General features: G+C 68.6%; 21 protein-coding genes. 13 read left to right on the top strand and 8 right to left on the bottom strand.

Translation table 11 applies throughout. The features are described from left to right. Positions 1–8: 8 nt before the first annotated feature. Together ABJK40_RS16510 and ABJK40_RS16505 are read right to left on the bottom strand one after the other, a co-directional pair. A complete protein-coding gene (locus tag ABJK40_RS16510; RefSeq protein WP_348482335.1) occupies positions 9–377 on the bottom strand; it encodes a hypothetical protein in 369 nt (122 codons plus the stop codon). Between the two features lie 8 nt (positions 378–385). Then, positions 386–1,318, bottom strand: a complete 933-nt coding sequence (locus ABJK40_RS16505) for a cation diffusion facilitator family transporter (RefSeq protein WP_348482336.1) — start codon at positions 1,316–1,318, stop codon at positions 386–388. 35 nt (positions 1,319–1,353) lie between these two features. Here ABJK40_RS16505 and ABJK40_RS16500 point away from each other — a divergent pair, with 35 nt between their 5' ends. From ABJK40_RS16500 to ABJK40_RS16490, 3 genes are all read left to right on the top strand, one after another. Beyond that, positions 1,354–1,728, top strand: a complete 375-nt coding sequence (locus ABJK40_RS16500; RefSeq protein ID WP_348482338.1) for a GNAT family N-acetyltransferase — start codon at positions 1,354–1,356, stop codon at positions 1,726–1,728. Further along, a complete protein-coding gene (locus ABJK40_RS16495) occupies positions 1,728–1,976 on the top strand; it encodes a DUF2277 domain-containing protein (RefSeq protein WP_348482340.1) in 249 nt (82 codons plus the stop codon). The genes ABJK40_RS16500 and ABJK40_RS16495 overlap by 1 nt, the downstream gene beginning before the upstream one ends. A gap of 83 nt (positions 1,977–2,059) precedes the next feature. After that, positions 2,060–3,523, top strand: coding sequence for a DHA2 family efflux MFS transporter permease subunit (locus ABJK40_RS16490; RefSeq protein WP_348482342.1), 1,464 nt, complete (start codon positions 2,060–2,062; stop codon positions 3,521–3,523). Positions 3,524–3,589: 66 nt separating this feature from the next. On the opposite strand, the gene ABJK40_RS16485 is transcribed toward ABJK40_RS16490, so the two are convergent. Then, positions 3,590–4,234, bottom strand: a complete 645-nt coding sequence (locus ABJK40_RS16485) for a NifU family protein (RefSeq protein WP_348482344.1) — start codon at positions 4,232–4,234, stop codon at positions 3,590–3,592. A 25-nt stretch (positions 4,235–4,259) separates the two neighbouring features. Between ABJK40_RS16485 and ABJK40_RS16480 the strand changes: the two genes are divergently transcribed. The 5 genes from ABJK40_RS16480 to ABJK40_RS16460 all read left to right on the top strand — a co-directional run bounded on the left by ABJK40_RS16480 (position 4,260) and on the right by ABJK40_RS16460 (position 8,075). Further along, positions 4,260–5,012 (top strand): maleylpyruvate isomerase family mycothiol-dependent enzyme, encoded by a 753-nt coding sequence (locus tag ABJK40_RS16480; RefSeq protein ID WP_348482345.1) that lies wholly within the window; start codon positions 4,260–4,262, stop codon positions 5,010–5,012. 71 nt (positions 5,013–5,083) lie between these two features. Beyond that, positions 5,084–6,067, top strand: a complete 984-nt coding sequence (locus ABJK40_RS16475; RefSeq protein ID WP_348482347.1) for a DMT family transporter — start codon at positions 5,084–5,086, stop codon at positions 6,065–6,067. Positions 6,068–6,148: 81 nt separating this feature from the next. Continuing rightward, positions 6,149–6,646 carry an N-acetyltransferase family protein gene (locus ABJK40_RS16470; protein ID WP_348482349.1) on the top strand — a complete coding sequence of 166 codons (498 nt, stop codon included), beginning with the start codon at positions 6,149–6,151 and terminating at the stop codon, positions 6,644–6,646. A gap of 100 nt (positions 6,647–6,746) precedes the next feature. After that, complete coding sequence (surE, locus tag ABJK40_RS16465) at positions 6,747–7,580, top strand: 5'/3'-nucleotidase SurE (RefSeq protein WP_348482351.1); 834 nt, start codon at positions 6,747–6,749, stop codon at positions 7,578–7,580. 90 nt (positions 7,581–7,670) lie between these two features. Continuing rightward, entirely contained in the window at positions 7,671–8,075 is a 405-nt protein-coding gene (locus ABJK40_RS16460; protein WP_348482353.1) for a nuclear transport factor 2 family protein, read from the top strand. Positions 8,076–8,128: 53 nt separating this feature from the next. Here the strand turns inward: ABJK40_RS16460 and ABJK40_RS16455 are convergent, their stop codons facing one another. Further along, the gene (locus tag ABJK40_RS16455; RefSeq protein ID WP_348482355.1) at positions 8,129–9,619 is read right to left on the bottom strand and encodes a DUF3179 domain-containing (seleno)protein; all 1,491 of its coding nucleotides are present in this window, start codon (positions 9,617–9,619) and stop codon (positions 8,129–8,131) included. A 122-nt stretch (positions 9,620–9,741) separates the two neighbouring features. Here ABJK40_RS16455 and msrB point away from each other — a divergent pair, with 122 nt between their 5' ends. Continuing rightward, positions 9,742–10,146: a peptide-methionine (R)-S-oxide reductase MsrB gene (gene msrB / locus ABJK40_RS16450; protein WP_348482357.1), complete on the top strand. Its 405-nt coding sequence runs from the start codon at positions 9,742–9,744 to the stop codon at positions 10,144–10,146. A gap of 51 nt (positions 10,147–10,197) precedes the next feature. Continuing rightward, positions 10,198–11,103 (top strand): MBL fold metallo-hydrolase, encoded by a 906-nt coding sequence (locus ABJK40_RS16445; protein WP_348482358.1) that lies wholly within the window; start codon positions 10,198–10,200, stop codon positions 11,101–11,103. A gap of 21 nt (positions 11,104–11,124) precedes the next feature. Here ABJK40_RS16445 and ABJK40_RS16440 read toward each other — a convergent pair whose 3' ends face one another. The 3 genes from ABJK40_RS16440 to ABJK40_RS16430 form a co-directional block, all read right to left on the bottom strand. Next, positions 11,125–12,516 carry a M20/M25/M40 family metallo-hydrolase gene (locus tag ABJK40_RS16440; RefSeq protein ID WP_348482360.1) on the bottom strand — a complete coding sequence of 464 codons (1,392 nt, stop codon included), beginning with the start codon at positions 12,514–12,516 and terminating at the stop codon, positions 11,125–11,127. A 171-nt stretch (positions 12,517–12,687) separates the two neighbouring features. Further along, positions 12,688–16,644 carry an ATP-dependent RNA helicase HrpA gene (hrpA, locus tag ABJK40_RS16435; RefSeq protein ID WP_348482362.1) on the bottom strand — a complete coding sequence of 1,319 codons (3,957 nt, stop codon included), beginning with the start codon at positions 16,642–16,644 and terminating at the stop codon, positions 12,688–12,690. A 99-nt stretch (positions 16,645–16,743) separates the two neighbouring features. Further along, positions 16,744–17,259 carry a GNAT family N-acetyltransferase gene (locus tag ABJK40_RS16430; protein ID WP_348482363.1) on the bottom strand — a complete coding sequence of 172 codons (516 nt, stop codon included), beginning with the start codon at positions 17,257–17,259 and terminating at the stop codon, positions 16,744–16,746. A 54-nt stretch (positions 17,260–17,313) separates the two neighbouring features. On the opposite strand from ABJK40_RS16430, the gene ABJK40_RS16425 reads away from it, so the two are divergent. Next, positions 17,314–18,711, top strand: coding sequence for a DHA2 family efflux MFS transporter permease subunit (locus ABJK40_RS16425; protein ID WP_348482365.1), 1,398 nt, complete (start codon positions 17,314–17,316; stop codon positions 18,709–18,711). 154 nt (positions 18,712–18,865) lie between these two features. Then, positions 18,866–19,924: a pirin family protein gene (locus ABJK40_RS16420; protein WP_348482367.1), complete on the top strand. Its 1,059-nt coding sequence runs from the start codon at positions 18,866–18,868 to the stop codon at positions 19,922–19,924. Between the two features lie 39 nt (positions 19,925–19,963). Here the strand turns inward: ABJK40_RS16420 and ABJK40_RS16415 are convergent, their stop codons facing one another. Continuing rightward, positions 19,964–20,416 carry an antitoxin gene (locus ABJK40_RS16415; RefSeq protein WP_348482369.1) on the bottom strand — a complete coding sequence of 151 codons (453 nt, stop codon included), beginning with the start codon at positions 20,414–20,416 and terminating at the stop codon, positions 19,964–19,966. Positions 20,417–20,600: 184 nt separating this feature from the next. On the opposite strand from ABJK40_RS16415, the gene ABJK40_RS16410 reads away from it, so the two are divergent. Beyond that, complete coding sequence (locus ABJK40_RS16410; protein WP_348482371.1) at positions 20,601–21,050, top strand: hypothetical protein; 450 nt, start codon at positions 20,601–20,603, stop codon at positions 21,048–21,050. The last annotated feature ends 25 nt before the right edge of the window (positions 21,051–21,075 follow it).

Genomic DNA, 21,075 nt, shown 5'->3' with positions numbered 1-21,075 from the left:
CGGACTCGTCAGGACCGCACCGCCCGCCAGCGTTCCGTCACCTCGTCGAGGTCGAGGAGGTCCATGCGGTCGTCGTCGACGACGTTCAGGTTGAGGCGGGCGATCATCGCATTCGACGAGGCGACCAGCTCGGCGAGTTCCGATTCGGACTCCGCCCGCCAGAACCCGACCCGTGCCGAGGCGAGCGCGGCGTCGGCATCGGCACGACGGCTCCGACTGCGTTCGCGCCGCACGAACGACTCGGCCCACCACCCGTCGGGTCGCGACTCGTCGATCCCGGGAATCGGCTTGCCCTTCAGCCGTTCGGGAATGTCGAGTTCGCCCCGCTCACCGGCCTGTGCGAGCCGCTCCTCGACGATGCGTGAGATCCAGTCCATGGTGCTGCTCAGTGGGCGTGACCGGCGTGATCGTGTTCCTGCTCGCCGTCGGCGCAGTGGTGCTCGCACTCGATCTGGATCGTGACGTGCTCGACGCCGAAGCGGTCTCGCACGAGCGTGCCGAGTTCGTCGACGATCTCCTGGGACCGGTGGACGGTGGTCTCGCCGTGGACGACCACGTGGGCCGACGCACTGTGGCGACCGGCGCCCAACGAGCGGACGTGGACGTGGTGGGCGACGTCGACGTCGTCGTGCGATGCCAGCAACTCGTCGAGTTCCGCGGCCGACATCCCGGCGGGTGACCGATCGAGCAGTACGCCGACCGCCGAGCGGATCAGGTGCCAGGTGGACCACAGCACGGCGACCGAGACGAGCAGCGATGCGACGGGGTCGATCCACGACGCGTCGGTGGTGACGAGCAGCACACCGGCCAGCACGACCACGACCGATCCGGCGAGGTCGGTCAGCAAGTGCAACCGGGCGGCACGCAACGAAATCGCTTCGTCACCGTGGCCATGACCCACGAGCAGGACCCCTGCGCCGTTCACGGCGATGGCGATCAGTCCGATGACGATCACCCCACCCCCTTCGACCGACTCGGGTTCGATCAGACGCCGGACCGATTCGATGACGATCCACCCGACCGACGCCGCGAGCAGGAGTGCCGACACGAAGCCCCCGAGCGCGTCGGCCTTGCCGAATCCGTACGACCAGTCGCGCGAGGCGGGACGACGAGCGACGCGCACGGCGATCAGCGCGGTGATCAGACCGAGTGCGTCGACGGCCTGATGAGCGGCGTCGGCGAGCACCACGACGGAACCGATCGCGAGACCGACCACGATCTGCACCACGGCGAAGAGCGTGTTGGCCCCGGCCGCGACGGCGAGGCGCGCCCCGTCCCTCCGATGATCGTGCTGGTGACCTGCGTGGTTCCCACTCATTGAGAACGACCATACCCGATCGCTACGCTGGACCCATGGCCGAACCCGATTCCCTTCAGAACCCGCACCCCGACGACTCGAGTGGGTCGAACACCGCTCCGGGCGACTCGAACCGCGACGATCTGGCGGTCGTCGACGTGCCCGACGCCTCTCGATTCGAACTCCGCCGGGCCGGCGAGCGCGTCGGCCTGGCCGACTACTCCGTGTCGGGCAACGTGGTGACCGTGCCACACGTCGAGACCGACCCCGCCCATCGGGGCCAGGGTTTCGCCGCTGCGCTGATGGCCGGTGTCATCGACTCGGTGCGGACCAACGGCCAGACGATCCGCCCGGTCTGCCCGTACGCCGCCGCCTACGTGCAGCAGCACCCGGACACCCACGACCTGCTGGCCGACGGGAGCACCGTCTGATGTGTCGCAACATCACCACCCTGCGCGGACTCGAGCCTGCGGCGACCGACGTCGAGATCGAGGCGGGTGCACGTCAGTACGTGCGCAAGATCACCGGCGTGCAGAAGACCTCGGCCGCGACCGAGGAGGCCTTCGAGCGAGCGGTGGCGGAGATCACGGCGATCACGACACGGGTGCTCGGCGAACTCCCGCCGCGCAAGCAGCCGCCTCGAACCGAACCACCACTCCGGCGCATCGCCCGCCGCTGACGCACACGCGGCGCCGACCGCCTGCGCCCGACGTCACGTCCGACTACATTGCATGATGCAACTCACTGTGCGACGATCAGCACATGTCGTCGCACGGACCCGTGATCACCGCCGTCCCAGCCGCGTCCGGACGCCACGGTCGCCTGACGTTGGCAATCGCCTCGCTCGCGTCCCTCGCGACGTTCCTCGACACGACGATCCTGTTCGTGGCGTTCCCCGACATCTCCTCGACGTTCGACTCCGCCTCGCCGTCGACGCTGTCGTGGGTGCTCAACGCGTACACGATCGTGTTCGCGGCGTTGCTGATCCCGGCCGGCAAGATCGCCGACCGTCTCGGGCACCGTCGGACCTTCCTCACCGGATCGGCCGCCTTCACGATCGCATCGATGGCATGCGGCCTGGCACCCACGATCGAGGTCCTCGTCGCATTCCGCATCCTCCAGGCGGCGGGCGCCGCCATGTTGATCCCGTCGTCGCTCGCGTTGGTCATGCGAGCTGTTCCGAGCGAGAAGGTGCCACACGCCGTGGCCATCTGGGGAGCAGCGGGCGGTGTGGCCGGCGCCCTGGGTCCGACGCTCGGCGCGACGATCGTCGAGCACCTCGACTGGCGCTGGGCGTTCTTCATCAACCTCCCGATCGGCCTGTTCACGGTCATCGCCGGAGCGCGGACGTTGCGCGAGTCGTCGGATCCCCGGACACGGATCCCCGCACCGCTCGGTGTCGTGCTGATCATCGTCGCCGCGAGCGCGCTCTCCTACGGCTTCGTCGACTCCGACACCAACGGATGGCTGTCCGCGCCGACGATCGGTGCCCTGGCGGTCGGGCTCGCGGCCCTGGTGGTGTTCGTGGTGCACCAACGCGCGAGCCGCGCCCCGGTGCTCGACCTCGACCTGTTCGGCATCGGCAACTTCCGATGGGGCAACATCGCGATGCTCGTGTTCGGCGTGGCCTTCTCGGCGATGTTCTTCGGGTCGATCCTCTTCCTCACGAGCGTCTGGGAGTGGTCGATCCTGAAGGCCGGCATCGGGATCGCTCCCGGGCCCGCTCTCGTCGCCCTGCTGGCACCTCGAACGGGCCGACTCGCCGGCACGATCGGCCAGCGACCGATCATCGTCGCCGGCGGCCTGCTCTACGCCGCAGGTGGGGTGTGGCGCGTGGTCCTGCTCGGCCCCGACGTCGACTACTGGGTCGACTACTTCCCGTCGATGGTCCTCACCGGCATCGGCGTCGCGTTCTGCATCCCGCAGTTGTCGAGCGTCGTCGCCCAGGCACTGCCCGCGAACCGGATCGGCGTGGGTGGCGCCGCCCTGCAGGCCGTGCGCCAGTTCGGCGGAACCTTCGGCGTCGCGATCACCATCGCCCTCCTGGCTGATCCCGGCGGGCTCGCCGGAGCACTCGCCGCGTTCGACAAGATCTGGTGGATCGTCGTCGCCGGCGGCCTGCTCGTCACCGCGTCGTCGCTCCCACTGCGCACCGGGCGCCGCATCGTGCCGATGCCCGAGACGCCGGGACGCGACCTCGTCGGGATCGACACGGTCGCCGGGTGAGACGCACTCTCGGTGCTCTCGGTCGCCGCGTGAGCTGACGCGACGCTGGATCAGGAGCGGTTCGGGTCAGGAGTAGAAGGGGTTCTCGCCCGACGAGTGGTCGGTGAGGTCCTTGACCTTGTCGATGCCGTCGATGGCATCGCTCAACATCGTCTGCACGCCGTCGAGCATGGTCATCTTGCTCATCGAGCAACCGTGGCAGCCGCCGCCCATCGTCATGTAGGCGGTGCCCTCGCCGTCGTGACCGACGTAGGTGACGAAGCCACCGTGGGCCGCCAGCGCCGGGTTCACCTCGGATGCCACGAGCGTCTCGACCTCGGCCGAGAGGGCGTCGTCGTTGACGAGCCCCTCGATGTTCGGTGCCGCCGGCTTGTTCGGGTTGCGGATCACGAGGCCCTGCGTGGACGTATGGTCGAGCGTCGCGCCGGTGAGCATCTCGACGTCGTCACCGGGAATGATCACCTTCATCCCGTCGTGCGTCCGGACCTCGTCGGTGAACGCAGCCTTCAGGAACTCCTCGAACGAGAGGTCGTAGCGGAAGTCCTCGCCCGGCTTCGACGCGATCGCGAGGCGCAGGCCCAGTTGATCCCCGTCGACCTCGTCGTCACGCATCTCGATCAGGTTCTCGATCGCTTCGGGCGTGATCGTGATGATCGGCTCACTGGCAGCGGCCGTGTCGGATTCTCCGGCGAGTGCTTCGAGAGGGCTCATGGTGAAAAGGCTACCGTCGCGCCTGATGAACCTCGATTCGTGTCTCGAAGCGATCCACGACGATTCGGCCCGCATCGCTGCGTGCGCCGAGCGTGGCGAGCTCACGGCACCGATCGCTGCGTGCCCGGGGTGGGACCTGCGCAAGCTCGTCGTCCACACCGGCAGCGTGCAGCGATGGGCCACCCACGCACTCCAGGACGGAGTCGACCCGACGGGAATCGCGATCCCGCGGCCTGCCGTCGACGCGTCGGGTGAGGAACTCGGAGCCTGGATGCGGCTCGGCGCCGGGATCCTCGTCGATGTCCTGGCCGCCACGTCTCCCGACGCCGAGACGTGGCACCCGTTCCCCGCCGAGCAGAAGGCGTGGGTGTGGTCGCGCCGCCAGGCGATGGAGGCGATGGTCCACCGGTGGGACGCCGAGGTCGCGGTCGACGGATCGTCCGACATCGACCCGCTCCACGCCCTGACCGGGCTGGCCGAGTTCTTCGAGATGCTGTTGCCCCGAGCGCTGCTCCGGGAGTCGACTCCCGCGCCGGACGTGAGCCTGCACGTGCACTGCACCGACGACGATCTGCCCGACGGAACCGGCGAGTGGATCGTGTGGGGCGACGGCGGCCAGTACCGGATGGAGGCCGTGCACCGCAAGGGCGACGTCGCCCTGCGCGGCCCGGCCCAGGCTCTCCTGCTGGCCATGATGGGCCGCACCGACGCACACGATCTCGACGTGAAGGGCGATGCGACCGCAGCCACCGCCTGGCTCTCCCTGCCCGGCCTCTGACAGGTCGTCGTCGGCCACGGGTGACCGTCACCTGACGCCGCACGGTCGGCGCATCGTTACCATCGGGCGCCATGGCGGCCCAGTCGGATCTCGACGGACCACCGGCGTCCGTGACGTCGGCAGACGAGCGGACCGGAGCACCCGTCGGGCTGATTGCGATGTCCGCCGCGATCATCGCGTTCTCGCTGTCCACGCCGATCGTCAAGTGGACAGGCGTGACCGGGGTGGTCCTCGCCTTCTGGCGGATGTGGATCTCGGTCGGGACGTGGTGGATCACGCTGATCGTCGCCCGCCGCCGGGCACGCGGCACCGTCGGTGGCATCGACTGGCCGAGTCGACGCACGTGGAGGCTCGTCGCGCCGGCCGGTTTGTGCTTCGGCATGAACATCTCGTTGCTGTTCACGGCGGTGACACGCACGAGCATCGCCCACGTCGAGTTCATCGCCACGCTCACGCCCCTCACGATCGTGCCGGCGGGTGCGCTGATCTTCGGCGAACGCCCGAACTGGTCAGCGCTCCGATTCGGGGGGATCTCGCTCGTCGGTGTGGCGATCGTGTTGTTCTTCGGACCGGCGAAGGGCTCGGCAACGGTCGATGGCGACCTCATCATGCTGTGCGTCCTGTGCTCGTGGACGGCCTACCTGATCTTCACCAAGCGTGCGCGGGCAGCCGGTGTCGACACGATCTCGTTCATGGCGTGCATGATGCCGACCGGCCTGATCACCACCGTCCCCATGGCGCTGCTGCTGGCCGGTGACGGGATCGTCCACGACATGACCCGCCGTGGCTGGTTCATCGTCGTCGTGCTCGCTCTCCTGACCGGCATGGTCGCTCACGGTTGCATCGCGTTCGCCCAGCAGCACCTCCCCATGGCCACGATCACGGTGATGCAGGTCGCACAACCGGCGCTCGCCGTGGTCTTCGCATTCGTGATCCTCGACGAGCAGGTCCGGCTCGTCCAGGTCGGCGGCATGGCGCTGGTCATCGCCGGGATCGCCCTGTTCACGCGCACCGCCCAACGCCGCCCGGTCGAACTGGTCCCCAACACCACCTGACGCGACCGTCACGACCCGACCGTGAACCTTGCGAGCGGCCCGTCGGGTCGGTTCGCCCCGCAGGTCGGCCAGACTGAGCGCGTGCAGATCCGTGATGCGACCGAGGCCGACCTGGGGTCGATCACCGACATCTTCAACCAGGCCATTCCCGCCGGGGACGCCGAGTGGACCGAGGTGCTGCACACCGTCGAGGAACGACGACAGTGGTGGCGGGACCGATCGACGGCCGGCCGACCGGTCATCGTGGCGGAGGTCGACGCAACCGTCGTGGGCGTGGCCTCCTACGGCGACTTCCGGGACAGCACGCTTCGTGAGGGGTTCCGCTTCGTGTGCGAGCACTCCGTGTACCTCGCCGACTCGGCGCGTGGCACCGGCGCCGCTGACGCGCTGATGGACGAACTGTGCGACCGCGCGCGAGCCGGCGGTCTGCGGCGGATGATCGCCACGATCGATGCGTTCAACGAACGATCGATCGCATTCCACGTCCGACGCGGATTCGTCGAGGTCGGCCGCATGCCCGACATCGGCTTCACGTTCGACTCCTGGCGCACCATGGTCCTGCTCCAACTCGACCTCTGACCCGACCTCTGTTGTTTCGTCCCGGACGGATCAACAGAGGTCGGGTGAACATCGGGTGTCCGAGGGAGTCGGTCGCACATGTGGCTGGCAGGATGCTCCGATGCGCATCCTGGTGACCAACGACGACGGCATCGACTCGATCGGACTCCACGTGCTCGTGCGTGCGATGTGCGATCTGGACGGCGACCACGAGGTCGTCGTGGCCGCACCCGACCGCGAATTCTCCGGCGCGGGCGCCGCTCTCGGTGCCCTCCACCTGATCCAACCCGAAGTGCACCGGTCACGGATCCCCGACTGCGAGGCCGAGACCTGGACCGTCAACGGCCCGCCCGGCCTGTGCGTCATGTTCGCTCGCCTCGGTGCGTTCGGCGAGCCGTTCGACCTGATCGTCTCGGGGATCAACCCCGGCGCCAACGTCGGGCGTGCCGTCTACCACTCGGGCACGATCGGCGCCTGCCTCACCGGGCGGAACGGCAACGTCTCGGGCGTGGCCGTCAGCCAGGCCGTGAAGGGCTTCAGCGTCGAGGGCCAGGCCTGGGACGAGATGATCAAGGACCTCCACTGGGAAGCGGCCGCCACGGTCGCCCAGGCGGTCGTCCAGTCGATGGTCGACGAGATGCCGTCCGAGACCGTCGTGGTCAACGTCAACGTTCCCGACCTGCCGGTCGACGAGTTCCAGGGGTGGCGTCACGCCGAGGTCGGCATGCGTCCGCCGCGCACCGTCGCAACGGCCGAACTCTCCCCCATCCCGGGCAAGACCGAGGCCTACAAGGTCACGATGCAGTGGGGCGAGAAGCTCGACCTCGAGGACGGCACCGACGCGCAGTTGGTGGAGGACGGGTACGTGGCGATCACGTACCTGACGCGCCTCGAGCACCACGACCGAGCCGACATGGCGCACGCCGACGCAGCACTCGACGCACTGCTCGGCTGAGTCCCTGGTCGGGTCGTCGCGTCCTTGCGGCGGACGTGACGTGTGGCGCCGCAATTGGTGGCATCCGGAGCGACGCTTTACGTTCCTGGCATGGCGAATCCGATCGACGTCGCGACGTCGTATGTCCAGGCGTTGGCGGGCAACGACCCCGACGCCATCGCCGAACTCGTCTCCGACAGCTTCTGCAACGAGAACCAGAGCGCCCTGGGTTCCGACTGCATCGGACGCGAGGAGTACCGCCGACGGCTCCCGCACTTCCTCGGCGCCTTCCTGGACCGGAGTTACGAGGTCGTGGACCTGGTCGAGCAACGACGTGATGCGGTGACCGACGTGGTCGTGCGCTACCGCTTCCGCGCCCGGTACGGGGACGCGGATGTGGAGATCCCGGGTGTGATGTGGCTCACGGTGCGCGGCCCGTTCGTGACCCGACGCGTCGACACCTTCGATTCACTGACCTTCCTCCAGCAGACGGGTCAGGCCGAGACCCAGGACTGAGCCGCATCGACGCCGACGTCCGGACCGGGTCGCACCCGATGCGGCCGATCGGGTCAGAGTCGCCAGAGGAGCGTGTCCGGGTGGAACTGGCTCCATGCGAACCAGAACGCTTCGTGGGCGGTGACCTCGTCGCCCGACGCCACGTCGATTGCGACGACACCGTCACCCGAGCGTCGCAACTCGACGCCTCCGAGTTCCACCGTGGCGCCTGCGTCGAAGGCAGCGGTCGCCTCGTCGGACGGGAATGCGAGCGCCGTGCCGTCGTCGAGCAGCACGCCGACGACGAACTCCTGGACGTCGAGGCGCGGATCGACGTCACCGATCGGGAAGATCGGCCCGTCGTCGTCGCGACCACCGAGTGGATCGAGTTCGTAGCTCCGGCCGATCCCGCCGTCCTCCGCCACGATGCGGGTGTCGGGATGCTCCCGCTTCCACTCCGCCCACGTCGAACGCACGACGGTGGTCTCCTGCAGCACCACACCAGCGTCCTGGAGCGGGCCCGACACCGCGGCGCCGGTGAACGTGTCGAACACCGACAACGACACCAGGTCGTACATCACCTTGTTCGACCGGCTGAGCAGACCCGAGGTGCGCCCGATCGGCACCTCGTCGGCGCCCGGGGTCGGTGATCCGTCGGCCTGGTCGGTGAAGTACGCCTGGGCCGACCCGCACAGCGTGCAGTACGGCACCGCCAGACGGCGGCCGCCCAGGGTGAGGTTGAACATCTCGTGGATCTCGGCGATGTTGAGCGGGATCGCGACGGACTCACCGTTCACGACGATCCCGAACACGATCCGATCGTCCGGGTACCAGTCGCCTCCGGATGCGTCCGTCGTGGCGGGATCGTCGAGTGCCGGGATGCACCCGCTCGGGCACCCTTCGGGGTCGCCGAGCGGGCGATCGTCGATGCGCACGCCGCCCCAACTCACGTACCGCCAGTCGATGTCGGCGTCCACATCGTCGAAGAAGGGCGCCCAGCGGGGTTCGAGTTGCTCGTAGATCACGGCCTTGTCCTCGCGGTAGCCGTCGTAGTCCGGCGTGTCCCACGCGATGAGGTGGTTGGTCACGCTCGACCAAGGGCTGCGCGACAACTCCGGATCGTCGGCGATCGAGATGCCCGTCATCGTCTCGAAGGACTCGACGAGTGGCACGTCGTCGTCGCCCTGGAAGAAGCGCAGCAGATCGGACACGAACCACGCGTGGCGTGCATCACCCGAGGCGGCCAGGTCGGCCACGGCGGTCGGATCGAGAGCCCCGGCGTTGATCCCCGCCGTGATCCTGTCGATCGCCGCGCTCGCCTCGACGTTGGCGCCGTCGGGCACCTCGGGTGGTTCCGGATGGACGTACACCGGCGGCCGTGCGGTGGTCTCCACCGGTGCGTCACCGGGAGACGGACCGTCGCCCGACTCCGACAGGCCCGTCGACGCCGATCCGCCCGCCGCCGAGTCCGTCGCCGACGAACTGCACGATGCGCCGACGAGTGCCGCCACGACGACCGCGGCTCCAGATGCCACGAACGCGTGGGTGCGAGGGGTCACCGTCACGGAGCGATCGTACGAACCGGGTCGGAGCCAGACGAGAACGCGGCGCAGAACAAGCCCGAAACAGCGGGTCGTCGACGGGTCTGGTGCGTGTGGGGCGGACTCCGATCGGGCAGCATGTGGGCATGACCACCGATGCACAGGCCCCGACCGACGCCGAACTCCGTGAGCGACTCACCCCCGAGCAGTACGAGGTGACCCAGCGGGCAGGCACCGAGCGTGCGTTCTCGGGTGCGTACCACGACACGAAGGACCCCGGCGTGTACCACTGCATCGTGTGCGACGTCGCCCTGTTCGAGTCCGACACCAAGTACGACTCGGGTTCGGGCTGGCCGTCGTTCACCGAGGCGATCGACCCGGATCGCGTCACCCTGAAGCAGGACTCGTCGCACGGCATGATCCGCACCGAGGCGGTGTGCGCCAACTGCGGCGCACACCTCGGCCACGTGTTCCCCGACGGACCCGGCCCGACCGGCGATCGCTTCTGCATGAACTCGGCCTCGCTCGATCTCAAGCCTGCGAACGGTTGAGCACGCGCAGGTTCGTGCCGGGCACGAACCTGCACGCATAGGGTCGCAGCCGTGATCGCAGACTGGGGCACCGACGAACGCAAGCTGACCGACAGCGTGAGCGTGCTGTGTGGTGCGAACCGAGGCGGCTACCCCTCGGGGAACTCACTTCTCGTGAGCGGCGCCGGCGAGACGGTGCTGATCGACCCGTCGATCGACGTCGTGGCCCGTGGCGGGGCTCCGGCCCCGGTCGATGCCGTGATCAACAGCCACGGTCACGAGGACCACATGGCGGGCAACGGACTCTTCGCCGACGCGCGTCTCCACGTCCACGAGGCGGACCTGCCCGGGGTGGCCTCGATCGATGGACTGATGGCGGTGTACGGACTCGACGGGCCCGCCCGCACCGAGTTCGAGCGGACGGTTCTCGACGAGTTCCACTACACGCCTCGACCCGACGCCCACGGCTTCACCGACGGCCACGTCTTCGATCTCGGCGGGGGAACACGGGTCGAGGCGGTCCACCTGCCGGGCCACACTCGCGGGCATTCGGGCTTCCGGATCGGCGACGTGTTCTTCCTCTCCGACATCGACCTCACCGGGTTCGGCCCGTACTACGGCGACGTCTGGAGCGACCTCGACGACTTCGAGGAGAGTCTGGTCAAGGTGCGTGACGAGGACGCCGCGTTCTACGTCACCTTCCACCACAAGGGCGTGATCGAGGGACGGGGCACCTTCGTCGAGTTGCTCGACGGTTTCCATGCCGTCATCGGCCGCCGCCACGATGCGATGCTCGCCTTCCTCGCGGAACCGCACACGATTGCGGAGATGGTGGAGCACCGGTTCATCTACCGCCCCCATGTGGAGATGGCCTTCGTCGAATCGGTGGAACGACGCAGCGCGGAGATGCACGTCGCCCGCATGCTGCGCCACGGTGCCGCCACCGAGGCCGAGCCGGGTCGGTACCGAGCCGTCTGACCTCCGACACCTGGAGGACGGTCAGGCCAGCACGTCCCGACAGACATGCGACCACAGTTGCGTGGTGAGGGCGAGGGATTCGACGTCGATGCGCTCGTCGTGACCGTGGAAGCGGGAGCCGAACTCGCCGGCATCGAGCCCAGGGCTGAACAGTCCGGCCCCGTAGGCCACGGCTCCCATCTCGCGGTAGATCCGGGCATCGGTGAACCCGACGACGAGTTGCGGGGTCAGCCGGGCCGTCGGGAACGGGACGTTGACCGCCCGTGCGAGCGCATCCCACAGCGGCGTGTCGACGCGAGACGTCGAGGACGGGTCGTTCATGATGATCTCGACCTCGACGTGATCGGCGAGATCGCCGAGCGCTGCCCGGAGGTGAGCGTCCACTTCCTCGGCACCGTCGCCGGGAAGGGTGCGGATGTCGACGTTCACCACGACGTGGTCCGGGATGACGTTGGTCTTCATCGCTCCGCCGTCGACCAGGTTCGGCGAGAAGGTCGTGTGCGTGCACGCGTGGAGATGCGCTGCGGCGGGGACGCTGGGGAGGTCGTCGAGCAGGTCGTCGATGAGCGATTCGTCGAGCAACGCAGCGCGCATCTCGTCGGAGAGCTCGAGCGTGTCGACCCGGGTGCGCCAGAGTTCGGTGAAGCGAGGAGTGGGCCGATACTCGGCCAAGCGCTGCACCACGCCCGCGGCCTTCACCAGCGCGTTGTCCTTCCGGAACGGCATCGACCCGTGTCCCGGCGTACCGCGCACGGTGAGCTTGCGCCAGGCCACTCCCTTCTCCGCGACGTTGACACCGATGAACGGGGCCTCGCTCGGTCCGCCGCTGTGCAGGCCGCCATTCTCGGTGAGCACGAACTCGGCGCGGATCGCATCGGGGTGGTGGTCGGCCATCCACCGCGCACCGTGCGCGCTGCCCGACTCCTCGTCGGCCACGCCGAAGAAGATCAGGTCACCCCTCGGCCGGAATGCGCCACGGGCGGCGGCGTCGGCCAGGTCGCGGAACGCGACCGCCATCGACGACGTCAGGTTGAGCATGTCGACGGCGCCGCGGCCCCACACTTCGTCGACTCCCTCGGCGGTACGGATCAGTTCCCCGCCGAACGGGTCGTGTCGCCAGCCCTCGGCATGGACGGGGACCACGTCGGTGTGTCCCATGAGGCACAGGCTCGCCGCATCAGGATCGGAGCCCGTGATCCTGCCGACGATCGACGCACGACCCGGGACCGGCTCGAATCGTTCGATGTCGACCGACGGCCCGGCGATGACCTGCTCGAGCACGTCGGCGTTGCGCGTCTCGTGACCGGACTCGCGGGTGCCGTCGTTGACGCACTCGTTGCGGATCATCGTCTGCAGCAACTCCACCGTTCGATCGGTCAGCGAGTCGAGTTCACGTTCGTCCGATGACGCCATCGGGTGATCTTCGCGTCCCTGCGGGTGTCTCACACCAGCAGGCACGCCGACACCCACGTGTGTGGGTCGAGTGGGTGGTGTGGAGTGGGTCAGACCCCTGCCACACCACCCCGGGTCGTGGGTCGAGTGGGTGGTGTGGAGTGGGTCAGACCCCTGCCACACCACCCCGGGTCAGGCGCCGACGGCGGCGAGGCGTTGACTCAGCTTCTTGACGCTGACCGAGGTCTTCGTGCCGACCGGCTGGGCGAACACCTGGAGACGGAGCTCCTCGAGCAGCCAGCGGATCGCAGCGGCGTCGGAGGTCATCTCGCCGGCGGGGACGCGGTCGACGAACGCGGCGAAGCGGTTCTCCAACGGCACGACCTCGGAGATCCGCGAGAGGTCGCGCTGGCCGTTGCCCGCGAGATGCTCCAGTCGGTACCGGATACCTCGCACGTAGCGCTCGATGTCGGCGAGGCGGTCGATCCCGTACACGCTGACGAAGCCCGGCCGCACGAGTCGACCGAGGTGGAGGTTGGCGTCGGTGACCGAGTCGTCGAGCGCCGGCGCCCGGAGGCGGGCGAGATGTTCGTTCGCTCCCGCTGCCGCCGCCACCACCTGGACGGCTCCACCCAGCGCCGTGCCCGCACGGTTCGACGCCTTCGCCTTCACCTCGGCGCGCAGGTCGGCGAACTCCGCGAGCGTCCACGGCAACGCGCCGTGTTCGGTGAGGATCTGGTCCACGGCGGCGGCGATGCAGTCGTCGACCAGTGTCGAGACTCCGATGTCGGCGCGGCCGAGAGCGAGTCGGCCCGCGTTCGTGACGAGCCGCTCGATCGACGCCCGAGTCGGCGCTCCGTCGAGCAGCAGCAGTCGCCGCACCCCACCGCGCATGGCGCGCTCCTGCAGTTCGGGTGTGGTGACGACGCGCAGCGACACACTGGCGCCGACGTCGAGCAGCGTGGGATAGGCCTGCACGTCCATCGCACGGTCGGTCGAGGACACGACCTTGGGGATGTCACCGAGTTCGGCGTCCCACTTCGTGATGCCGCGGCGCTCCTCGATGGGCGCCGCAGCAGCGATCGAGTCGCGTACCGATCCGACGAGGCGGGACTTGATCGCGGTGAGGTCGGTCCCCACGTCGTGCACCTCTCCCCCATCCGACGACACCACGATGTTCAACCGCAGGTGAGCATCGAGCACCGAGGGATCGAAGGCGTCGGGCCCGATCGCGATCCCCGACACCTCGGACGTGACGAGGGCGAGCCGGTCGACCAGGCGACCGGCGGGTGGCCCGAGGCGGTCGAGCACCGCGTCGACGGTCTCGGCGAACGGGATCAGTTCGCGGCGGATCGCCTTGGGCAACGACCTCATCAACTGCTCCACGACGGCGTCGCGGTGGCCTTCCACCTGCCAGTCGAAGCCCTCGTCGGTGATCTGGTTGAGCCCGTTCAGGGGGAGATGGATCGTGACGCCGTCGAGCGGTTGGCCGGGCGCGTAGCGGTAGGTCAACGGCAGTTCGATGTCGCCCTGCAACCACACGTCCGGGAACCGGTCGTGGCCGCCGCGGCCACCCCCGACGAGGTCGCGGATCACGTCGCCGGTGATGTCGAGCAGACGACCGTTCTTCGCCCGCTCACGCTTCCACCACCGGTCGAAGTGCTGCGCGCTCGTGACATCGGCACCGAGGCGGGCGTCGTAGAACGCGAACAGCGCGTCGTCGTCGATGTGTTCCACGCCGCGGGTCCGGTCGCCGAGTGCGGTGAGTCCGTCGAGCACCTCGTCGTTGTGAGCGAGGAACTTCTGACGACCGCGCCATGCAGCGGCGACCTGGTCACCCGAACTCGCCGCCACCGGACCCCGTCGTTCCTGCTCTGAACCAGAGCGACGGGGTTCGGGTCGTTCGACGAAGGCCTTGGTGATGAACCAGGCGCGAGCGGCGGACGGATCGACACGGTCGAGGCCGATCACGCGATCGGTCACCAGGGGCATCCCGAACAGGGTGACCGATTCGGTGACCACGGCTCGGCCGGCCTTCGGATCCCACCGTTGGTCGCCGTACGACTTCTTGACCAGGTGGGCGCCGGCCTTCTCGGCCCAGCGGGGGTCGATCTCGGCGACACGACGCGCGTAGATCTGGTTGGTCTCGACGAGTTCGGCCGCCATGACCCAGTCGACCGGTTTGCGCCCGAGCGCCGACCCCGACCCGATCACGAACTGCGCCTGACGGGCGCCCTGGTAGGTGCGGGTGCGGCGGTCGTAGGTGCCGATGTGGCTGAGCAGGCCGGCGAGCAGCGCCTGGTGGACGTGATCGGGGTGACCCGTGTCGGTCCCGACCTTGATGCCCATGTCAGCGGCGACCCGCTTGAGTTGGCGGTGGAGGTCGACCCACTCGCGCACCCGCAGGTAGTGGATGAACTCCTCACGGCACATCCGCCGGAACGCATTACCCGACAGTTCGCGCTGCTTCACCCGCAGGTGGTCCCACAGCGCCACGATCGACAGCAGGTCGGAGCCCTTGACCTTGAACCGGTTGTAGAACTCGTTCGCCTTCTCCTTCTTCTCTGCGGGCCGCTCGCGCACGTCCTGCATCGACAGAGCGGCCACGATCACCAGGACTTCGCGAACGCAGTTGCGGTCGTCGGCCTCGATCAACATGCGCGCGAGGCGAGGGTCTGCCGGGATGCGTGCGAGCTTGCGGCCGAGCTTGGTGAGGTGGACGCCGTCGCGTTTGCGGTCGGCGATCGAGATCGCACCGAGTTCCTCGAGCAGGGCTTCGCCGTCACGGATCGAACGGTGGTCCGGGGCCTCCACGAAGGGGAAACGGGCGAGGTCGCCGAGGCCGATGTTCGCCATCTGCAGGATGACCGAGGCGAGGTTGGTCCGCAGGATCTCGGGCTCGGTGAAGTCGGGCCGTGCTGCGAAGTTCTCCTCGGAGTAGAGGCGGATGCAGATGCCCGCAGCGACGCGTCCGCAGCGACCGGCACGCTGGTTGGCCGATGCCTGGGACACCTCCTCGATGGGGAGGCGCTGCACCTTCAGTCGCCGCGAGTAGCGCGAGATGCGAGCGGTGCCCGCGTCGACGACGTAACGGACGCCGGGCACGGTGATCGACGTCTCGGCGACGTTGGTGGCGAGCACGATGCGACGACCCCGGTGGGGCTGCCACACGCGCTGCTGTTCTGCCGAGGACAGACGGGCGTAGAGCGGGAGCACGTCGACGCCGCGCAACGTCCGGTGCTGGTTCGACGCCGCCTTGAGCGCATCGGCGGTGTCGAGGATCTCGCGCTCACCGGACAGGAACACGAGGATGTCGCCGTCGCCCTCCTCCGCGAGTTCGCCGCACGCGTCGACGATCGCGTCGACCTGGTTGCGCTGGTCGCGTGCGCCGGTGCGGGCGGGACGCGGCGCCCGTTCGCGATCGTCGTCGGGGTCGGGCGCGTCGTCCTCGCCGTACGGCGCGTAGCGGACCTCGACGGGGAAGGTGCGGCCTGACACCGAGATGATGGGAGCGGGCACCGGTTCGCCGTCGCCGTTCTCCGGATCGAGCGCCGCGAAGTGGGAGGCGAACCGGTCGGTGTCGATCGTGGCGGAGGTGATGATGACCTTGAGGTCGGGCCGCTTCGGCAGCAACTGCTTGAGATAGCCGAGGATGAAGTCGATGTTCAGGCTGCGCTCGTGCGCTTCGTCGATGATCAGCGTGTCGTAGCGGCTGAGCATCCGGTCTCGCTGGATCTCGGCGAGCAGGATGCCGTCGGTCATCACCCGGATCAGCGTGCCGTCATCGATGTTGTCGCTGAAGCGGACCGAATAGCCGACGTCGTCGCCGATCTTCGTCGTCAGTTCGTCGGCGACCCTCTCGGCGATCGTGCGAGCCGCGACACGGCGAGGCTGGGTGTGGCCGATCACGCCGGCGACGCCGCGACCCGCCTCGATGCACATCTTCGGGATCTGCGTGCTCTTGCCCGACCCGGTCTCACCGGCGACGATCACGACCTGGTGGTCACGGATGACGTCGAGCAGTTCCTGGCGACGCTCGGTGATGGGCAGCGAGGCGGGGTAGTTCAGCCGGTCGTGTTCGAGGATCGCCGTCGCCGCGGCGGTGCGCGCAGCGACGCCACGTTCACCGCGTTGGTCCGACCGATCCATCCGGACAGGATGGCCTGCCCCGATCGATTCGACTCCTCGCACTGCGTCGGCACCGCGTGTTCCGCGTGTCGCCGGCGGGCGTGGTCCGGTGGGTGCCGTTCACGCCGTCCGACAGTCCAGGACCATGGTGGGTGAGTCGGCGACACGGGACACCTCGACGAAACCGACATCGAGGTAGAGGGCGACGGCGGGGTTGTCCGCTTCGACGCTCAGGCTGATCGACGCGACGCCTCGCTGCCGTGCCTCGTCGATCAATCCGGTCAACAGGACCCGGCCGATGCCTTCACCCCGTCGACCTGCGACCACACCGATCGTCAGTTCGGGCACGTCCGCCGAGACGAAGCCGTAGCCGTGGGACCCTGCGTCGAAGAAGCGGCACCACGCCGCCCCGACCGGGACGTCGTCGTCGTGTGCGACGACGCCGAAGTCCCCGCTCCGCGGCCATCCCACGACGTAGTGGGCGACCGCCGGATCACGCACGATCTCGTCGCCTGACCGCGCCGCCGCCTCGGGGCGCCAGTCGGCGGCCACCGCCAGCATCTCGCGGAGAAACGCCGAGTCGTCGACCGTCGCAGACCGCAGGACCACCACGGCCCCAGGTTGCCAGACGATCACGACCGGACCGGCGGATGGGCGACCACGGAGGACCCACGGCTAGCTTCGCTGGCGATGGAGTACAAGTACCGGGTGATGGTGGTCTACATCGTCGGGCTGTTCATGACGATCATCGACGGGACGATCGTGAACGTGGCGCTCCCCACGTTGGCCGAGGAGTTCGGCGTCTCGTCCACCGACATCGAGTTCATCGCGATCGCGTATCTCCTCGCACTCGCTGCGTCGATTCCGGCCGCCGGATGGCTCGGTGACCGGTTCGGGACGAAGCGGATGTTCGTCATCGCACTCGCCGTGTTCGTGGTCGCGTCGGTCCTGTGCGGCGCGGCACCGAGCCTCCCTCTGCTCATCGCCGCCCGCGTCCTGCAGGGTCTCGGAGCCGGGTTGATCACCCCCATCGGCAGCGCCATGCTCTTCCGGGCGTTCCCGCTCGCGGAACGCTCCACCGCCACCGTCGGCGTGCTCAGCGTGGCGATCGTCGGGCCGGCGATCGGTCCGGTGCTCGGCGGGATTCTCGTCGACAACGTGTCGTGGCGATGGATCTTCTTCGTCAACCTGCCCGTCGGCGCGGTCGGTCTGACCCTCGCCGCACTCTGGCTCCGCGAGGAACGACAGGAGACCGGGACACGCTTCGACCTGCGCGGCCTGCTGCTCTCGGCGAGCGGCGTGTCGCTGCTCATCTACACCCTGTCGACCGGACCGGAGAACGGATGGCTCTCCGTGTCGACGATCTCGACGGGCGTCGCCGGCGCCGTCGCGATCGTCCTCCTCCTGATCGTCGAACTGCGCATCGACGAGCCGATGTTGCGACTGCGCCTGTTCGGCGATCGGTTGTTCCGTCAGGTCAACATCGCGTCGGCCATGGTCTACGCCGGCTTCTTCGGATGGATCTTCGTCCTGCCGTTGTACATGCAGACGCTGCGAGGGTTCAGTGCCACCCAATCAGGTCTGGTCCAGGCACCCCAGGCGGTCGCCGTGTTCCTCTTCTCGAACCTGCTCGGCAAACGGGTGTACCGAGTGGTCGGTCCACGTCGTCTGATGATCGTCGGTTCGGCGGCCACTGCGGTGTCCACCGGCGGCTTCGCGCTCGCCGACCTCGACACGCCGCTCGGGTTGATCGCGGCCGGGTCGTTCCTCCGCGGTGCCGCGGTCGGCATGGTGTTCGTGTCGATCCAGACCGCAGTGTACGCATCGATCTCGAACGCGGAGACCGCTCGTGCGACGTCGATGTTCAACACCCAGCGTCAGATCGCGTTCGCCGGCGGTGTCGCACTCGCCGCCTCGGTGATCGCGGCCAAGGTCACGGCGGTGGGAGGCGACGGCGCTCCTGCGATCGACCGACTGCCCGCCTACCAGTGGGGGTTCCTCGCCATGGGACTGGTGATGCTGCCTGCGGCGATCGCCAGTTGGTTCGTGCACGACGAGGACGCCGCCGCCACCCGCGGGATCTCCTGATCCGGCGGACGTGAGATCGTTCCGGCCGGCGGGCTGGGACGAATTCCCCCGTGTCCGTCGCGGCGCCGCCCGGGTCCGCGCCGGGTCGAGCGTCGATGCCGCCTCCGAGGATTTTGTTGCGCGCGCAATCTTCGACGGTCGGTACGATGGTCGCATGACCGCCCACTCCGCTCCAGCCGACTCCGCCGTGCTCCAGACCGTTCCCCTCGGTTTCCAGTGGCCGACCATCGACCCCTTCCTGTTCTGCGTCCACCACCTCGACCACTACCCCGCCGGCGACGGCGAACTCGGACCGAATGCGTCACTCGCCGGCCGCTCGATCGGCAACGACTTCGACCCGCGCAGCGACGAGGAGGGTGGCGGCTGGAGGATGTACCACGGTTCGCACGTGCCCGGCTTCCCGCAGCATCCGCACCGGGGCTTCGAGACGATCACGTTCGTCCGCCAGGGCCTCATCGACCACGCCGACTCACTCGGCGCGACCGCCCGCTACGGCCGGGGCGACGTGCAGTGGCTCACCACCGGCGGCGGAATCCAGCACGCCGAGATGTTCCCGCTGCTCGACACCGACGCCCCGAACACCGTCGAACTGTTCCAGATCTGGATGAACCTGCCGGCCGCCGACAAGATGGTCGACGCCCACTTCACGATGTTGTGGGACCACGACATCCCGCGCCACGTCGTCACCACCGGCCCCGACGAGCCGGCGGTGACCGTCACGGTGATCGCCGGTCGGTTGGCCGACGAGGTGCCGCCGTCACCGCCTCCGGCGTCGTATGCCTCACGACCGGACGCCGACGTGGCGCTGTGGCACGTCACGTTCGACTCCGGTTCGTCGTGGACGATGCCTGCGGCGGGCGAGGGCGTCGCGCGGGTGCTCTACGTGTTCGAGGGTGACGGCATCGGCATCGACGGCGAGGACATCGGCGGTTCCACCGGCGCCGTCGTCGACGCGACGCGCGAGCTGAGGATCACGTCGGCCGGCCCGACCGAGATGCTCGTGATGCAGGGTCGCCCGATCGGTGAGCCGGTCGCTCAGCAGGGGCCCTTCGTGATGAACACCGACGACGAGATCCGCCAGGCGTTCAGCGACTACCGGGCGACCCAGTTCGGCGGCTGGCCGTGGGACTCGCCGGACCCGACGCACGGCCACGACGACACCCGGTTCGCCCGCCACGCCGACGGCCGGGTGGAACACGCCGCACACGCCTGATCGCGGGTCGATCGTCCGGCGCTGGACGCGCCACCGGCGTCAGCCGCGGTCGTACCGGTCGGTCGGGGGGTCGTCGCTCGACGTCGCCTCGGCCGGACCGGTGCCTGTCGCCGCGTCCTTCGACGCATTGGTGCCCTCGGCCTTCGCTGCGGCCTTGTTCATGAGGTTCGTCAGTGCGTTCGCCACGCCCGACACCGCATTCGCTGCACCCGTCGTGGCCTGCGCCTGACGTAGTTTCGCCTCCTCGGCCGACAGCGGGTCACCGTGCGGCGTGAGATCGGGGGCGGGCGACGAGACCCCGTGGTGCGTGACGCCGGACGACGAGTACTTCCTCGCCGCGTCGGACGCCTTGGCCGTCACGTTCGACGTCCTTCCCTTGCTGACCTTGTCGAGTTGCGTGCCCGCCTTCTCCACGACGTCGCCCACCTTGTGGCGGTTCTTGTCGAGCAGTTGCTTGGCCCGGCGCAGGTTGCGTGCGTTCAACAGTCCCATGTGTCGACGATACCGATCCGCGTCCCCGACGGAACCCGATTCCGGGGTCGGTCCGGGTCGTCAATGCGGGTCCGGCTCCGATCCGGGATGCGAGTGGTGGCGGGGACCACCCCGTGTCGAAACCCTGGAGTACCCCTTCGCTTGGATGGTGCGTGTACCGATGACCGATCGAATGGAGCCAGACATGAGAGTCCTCGTCGCCACCGACGAACTGCAGGGAAGCGCCCGGAGCGATGACGCACACGCCGTCGAGGGCGAACTCGTGCTGCTCGAGGTCGCCCGGTGTTCCGGGCCCCGGCGATGCGGTTGCGGCAGGGGCTGGCGGGCGATGGCGAGCCGCAGGGCCACCACGACCGCAATGGTCGTCGACCGCCCCCACCTGTCCGAGACCGACCTGCGCGACACCGTGGCCGACTGGTTGGACACGACGGGATGGGTCGATCTGTTCCGTGGAGCCACCGAGGCCGACGACGGGTCCGCTGGTCCGGACGTCGATGTCGACGAAATGCTCGATGCGATGGTCGACGAGCACGTCGCACTGGTTGCCGAGGTGTGCGCATCGTTCCCGGTCGGGACCGTCCTGGAACGCGACGGCACCGTCGTGCGGGCCCGCATCTGGACCACCGCAGCCTGAGTGTCGAGCGACCGCGCGGATGGTG

The sequence above is a fragment of the Ilumatobacter sp. genome, from assembly GCF_039969435.1.
Taxonomy (GTDB): domain Bacteria; phylum Actinomycetota; class Acidimicrobiia; order Acidimicrobiales; family Ilumatobacteraceae; genus Ilumatobacter_A.
Note: the sequence above shows the minus strand (reverse complement) of the source record. Positions and strands in the feature narration are given on the sequence as shown.

What these genes read in the sequence shown, in the direction of transcription:
- ABJK40_RS16495 (WP_348482340.1), top strand. Translation starts at nt 1,728, where the DNA reads ATGTGTCGCAACATCACCACCCTGCGCGGACTCGAGCCTGCGGCGACC.
- ABJK40_RS16420 (WP_348482367.1), top strand. Translation starts at nt 18,866, where the DNA reads ATGACCGCCCACTCCGCTCCAGCCGACTCCGCCGTGCTCCAGACCGTT.
- ABJK40_RS16480 (WP_348482345.1), top strand. Translation starts at nt 4,260, where the DNA reads ATGAACCTCGATTCGTGTCTCGAAGCGATCCACGACGATTCGGCCCGC.
- ABJK40_RS16510 (WP_348482335.1), bottom strand. Translation starts at nt 377, where the DNA reads ATGGACTGGATCTCACGCATCGTCGAGGAGCGGCTCGCACAGGCCGGT.
- msrB (WP_348482357.1), top strand. Translation starts at nt 9,742, where the DNA reads ATGACCACCGATGCACAGGCCCCGACCGACGCCGAACTCCGTGAGCGA.
- ABJK40_RS16485 (WP_348482344.1), bottom strand. Translation starts at nt 4,234, where the DNA reads ATGAGCCCTCTCGAAGCACTCGCCGGAGAATCCGACACGGCCGCTGCC.
- ABJK40_RS16505 (WP_348482336.1), bottom strand. Translation starts at nt 1,318, where the DNA reads ATGAGTGGGAACCACGCAGGTCACCAGCACGATCATCGGAGGGACGGG.
- ABJK40_RS16490 (WP_348482342.1), top strand. Translation starts at nt 2,060, where the DNA reads ATGTCGTCGCACGGACCCGTGATCACCGCCGTCCCAGCCGCGTCCGGA.
- surE (WP_348482351.1), top strand. Translation starts at nt 6,747, where the DNA reads ATGCGCATCCTGGTGACCAACGACGACGGCATCGACTCGATCGGACTC.
- ABJK40_RS16475 (WP_348482347.1), top strand. Translation starts at nt 5,084, where the DNA reads ATGGCGGCCCAGTCGGATCTCGACGGACCACCGGCGTCCGTGACGTCG.
- hrpA (WP_348482362.1), bottom strand. Translation starts at nt 16,644, where the DNA reads ATGGATCGGTCGGACCAACGCGGTGAACGTGGCGTCGCTGCGCGCACC.
- ABJK40_RS16460 (WP_348482353.1), top strand. Translation starts at nt 7,671, where the DNA reads ATGGCGAATCCGATCGACGTCGCGACGTCGTATGTCCAGGCGTTGGCG.
- ABJK40_RS16410 (WP_348482371.1), top strand. Translation starts at nt 20,601, where the DNA reads ATGAGAGTCCTCGTCGCCACCGACGAACTGCAGGGAAGCGCCCGGAGC.
- ABJK40_RS16500 (WP_348482338.1), top strand. Translation starts at nt 1,354, where the DNA reads ATGGCCGAACCCGATTCCCTTCAGAACCCGCACCCCGACGACTCGAGT.
- ABJK40_RS16425 (WP_348482365.1), top strand. Translation starts at nt 17,314, where the DNA reads ATGGAGTACAAGTACCGGGTGATGGTGGTCTACATCGTCGGGCTGTTC.
- ABJK40_RS16440 (WP_348482360.1), bottom strand. Translation starts at nt 12,516, where the DNA reads ATGGCGTCATCGGACGAACGTGAACTCGACTCGCTGACCGATCGAACG.
- ABJK40_RS16415 (WP_348482369.1), bottom strand. Translation starts at nt 20,416, where the DNA reads ATGGGACTGTTGAACGCACGCAACCTGCGCCGGGCCAAGCAACTGCTC.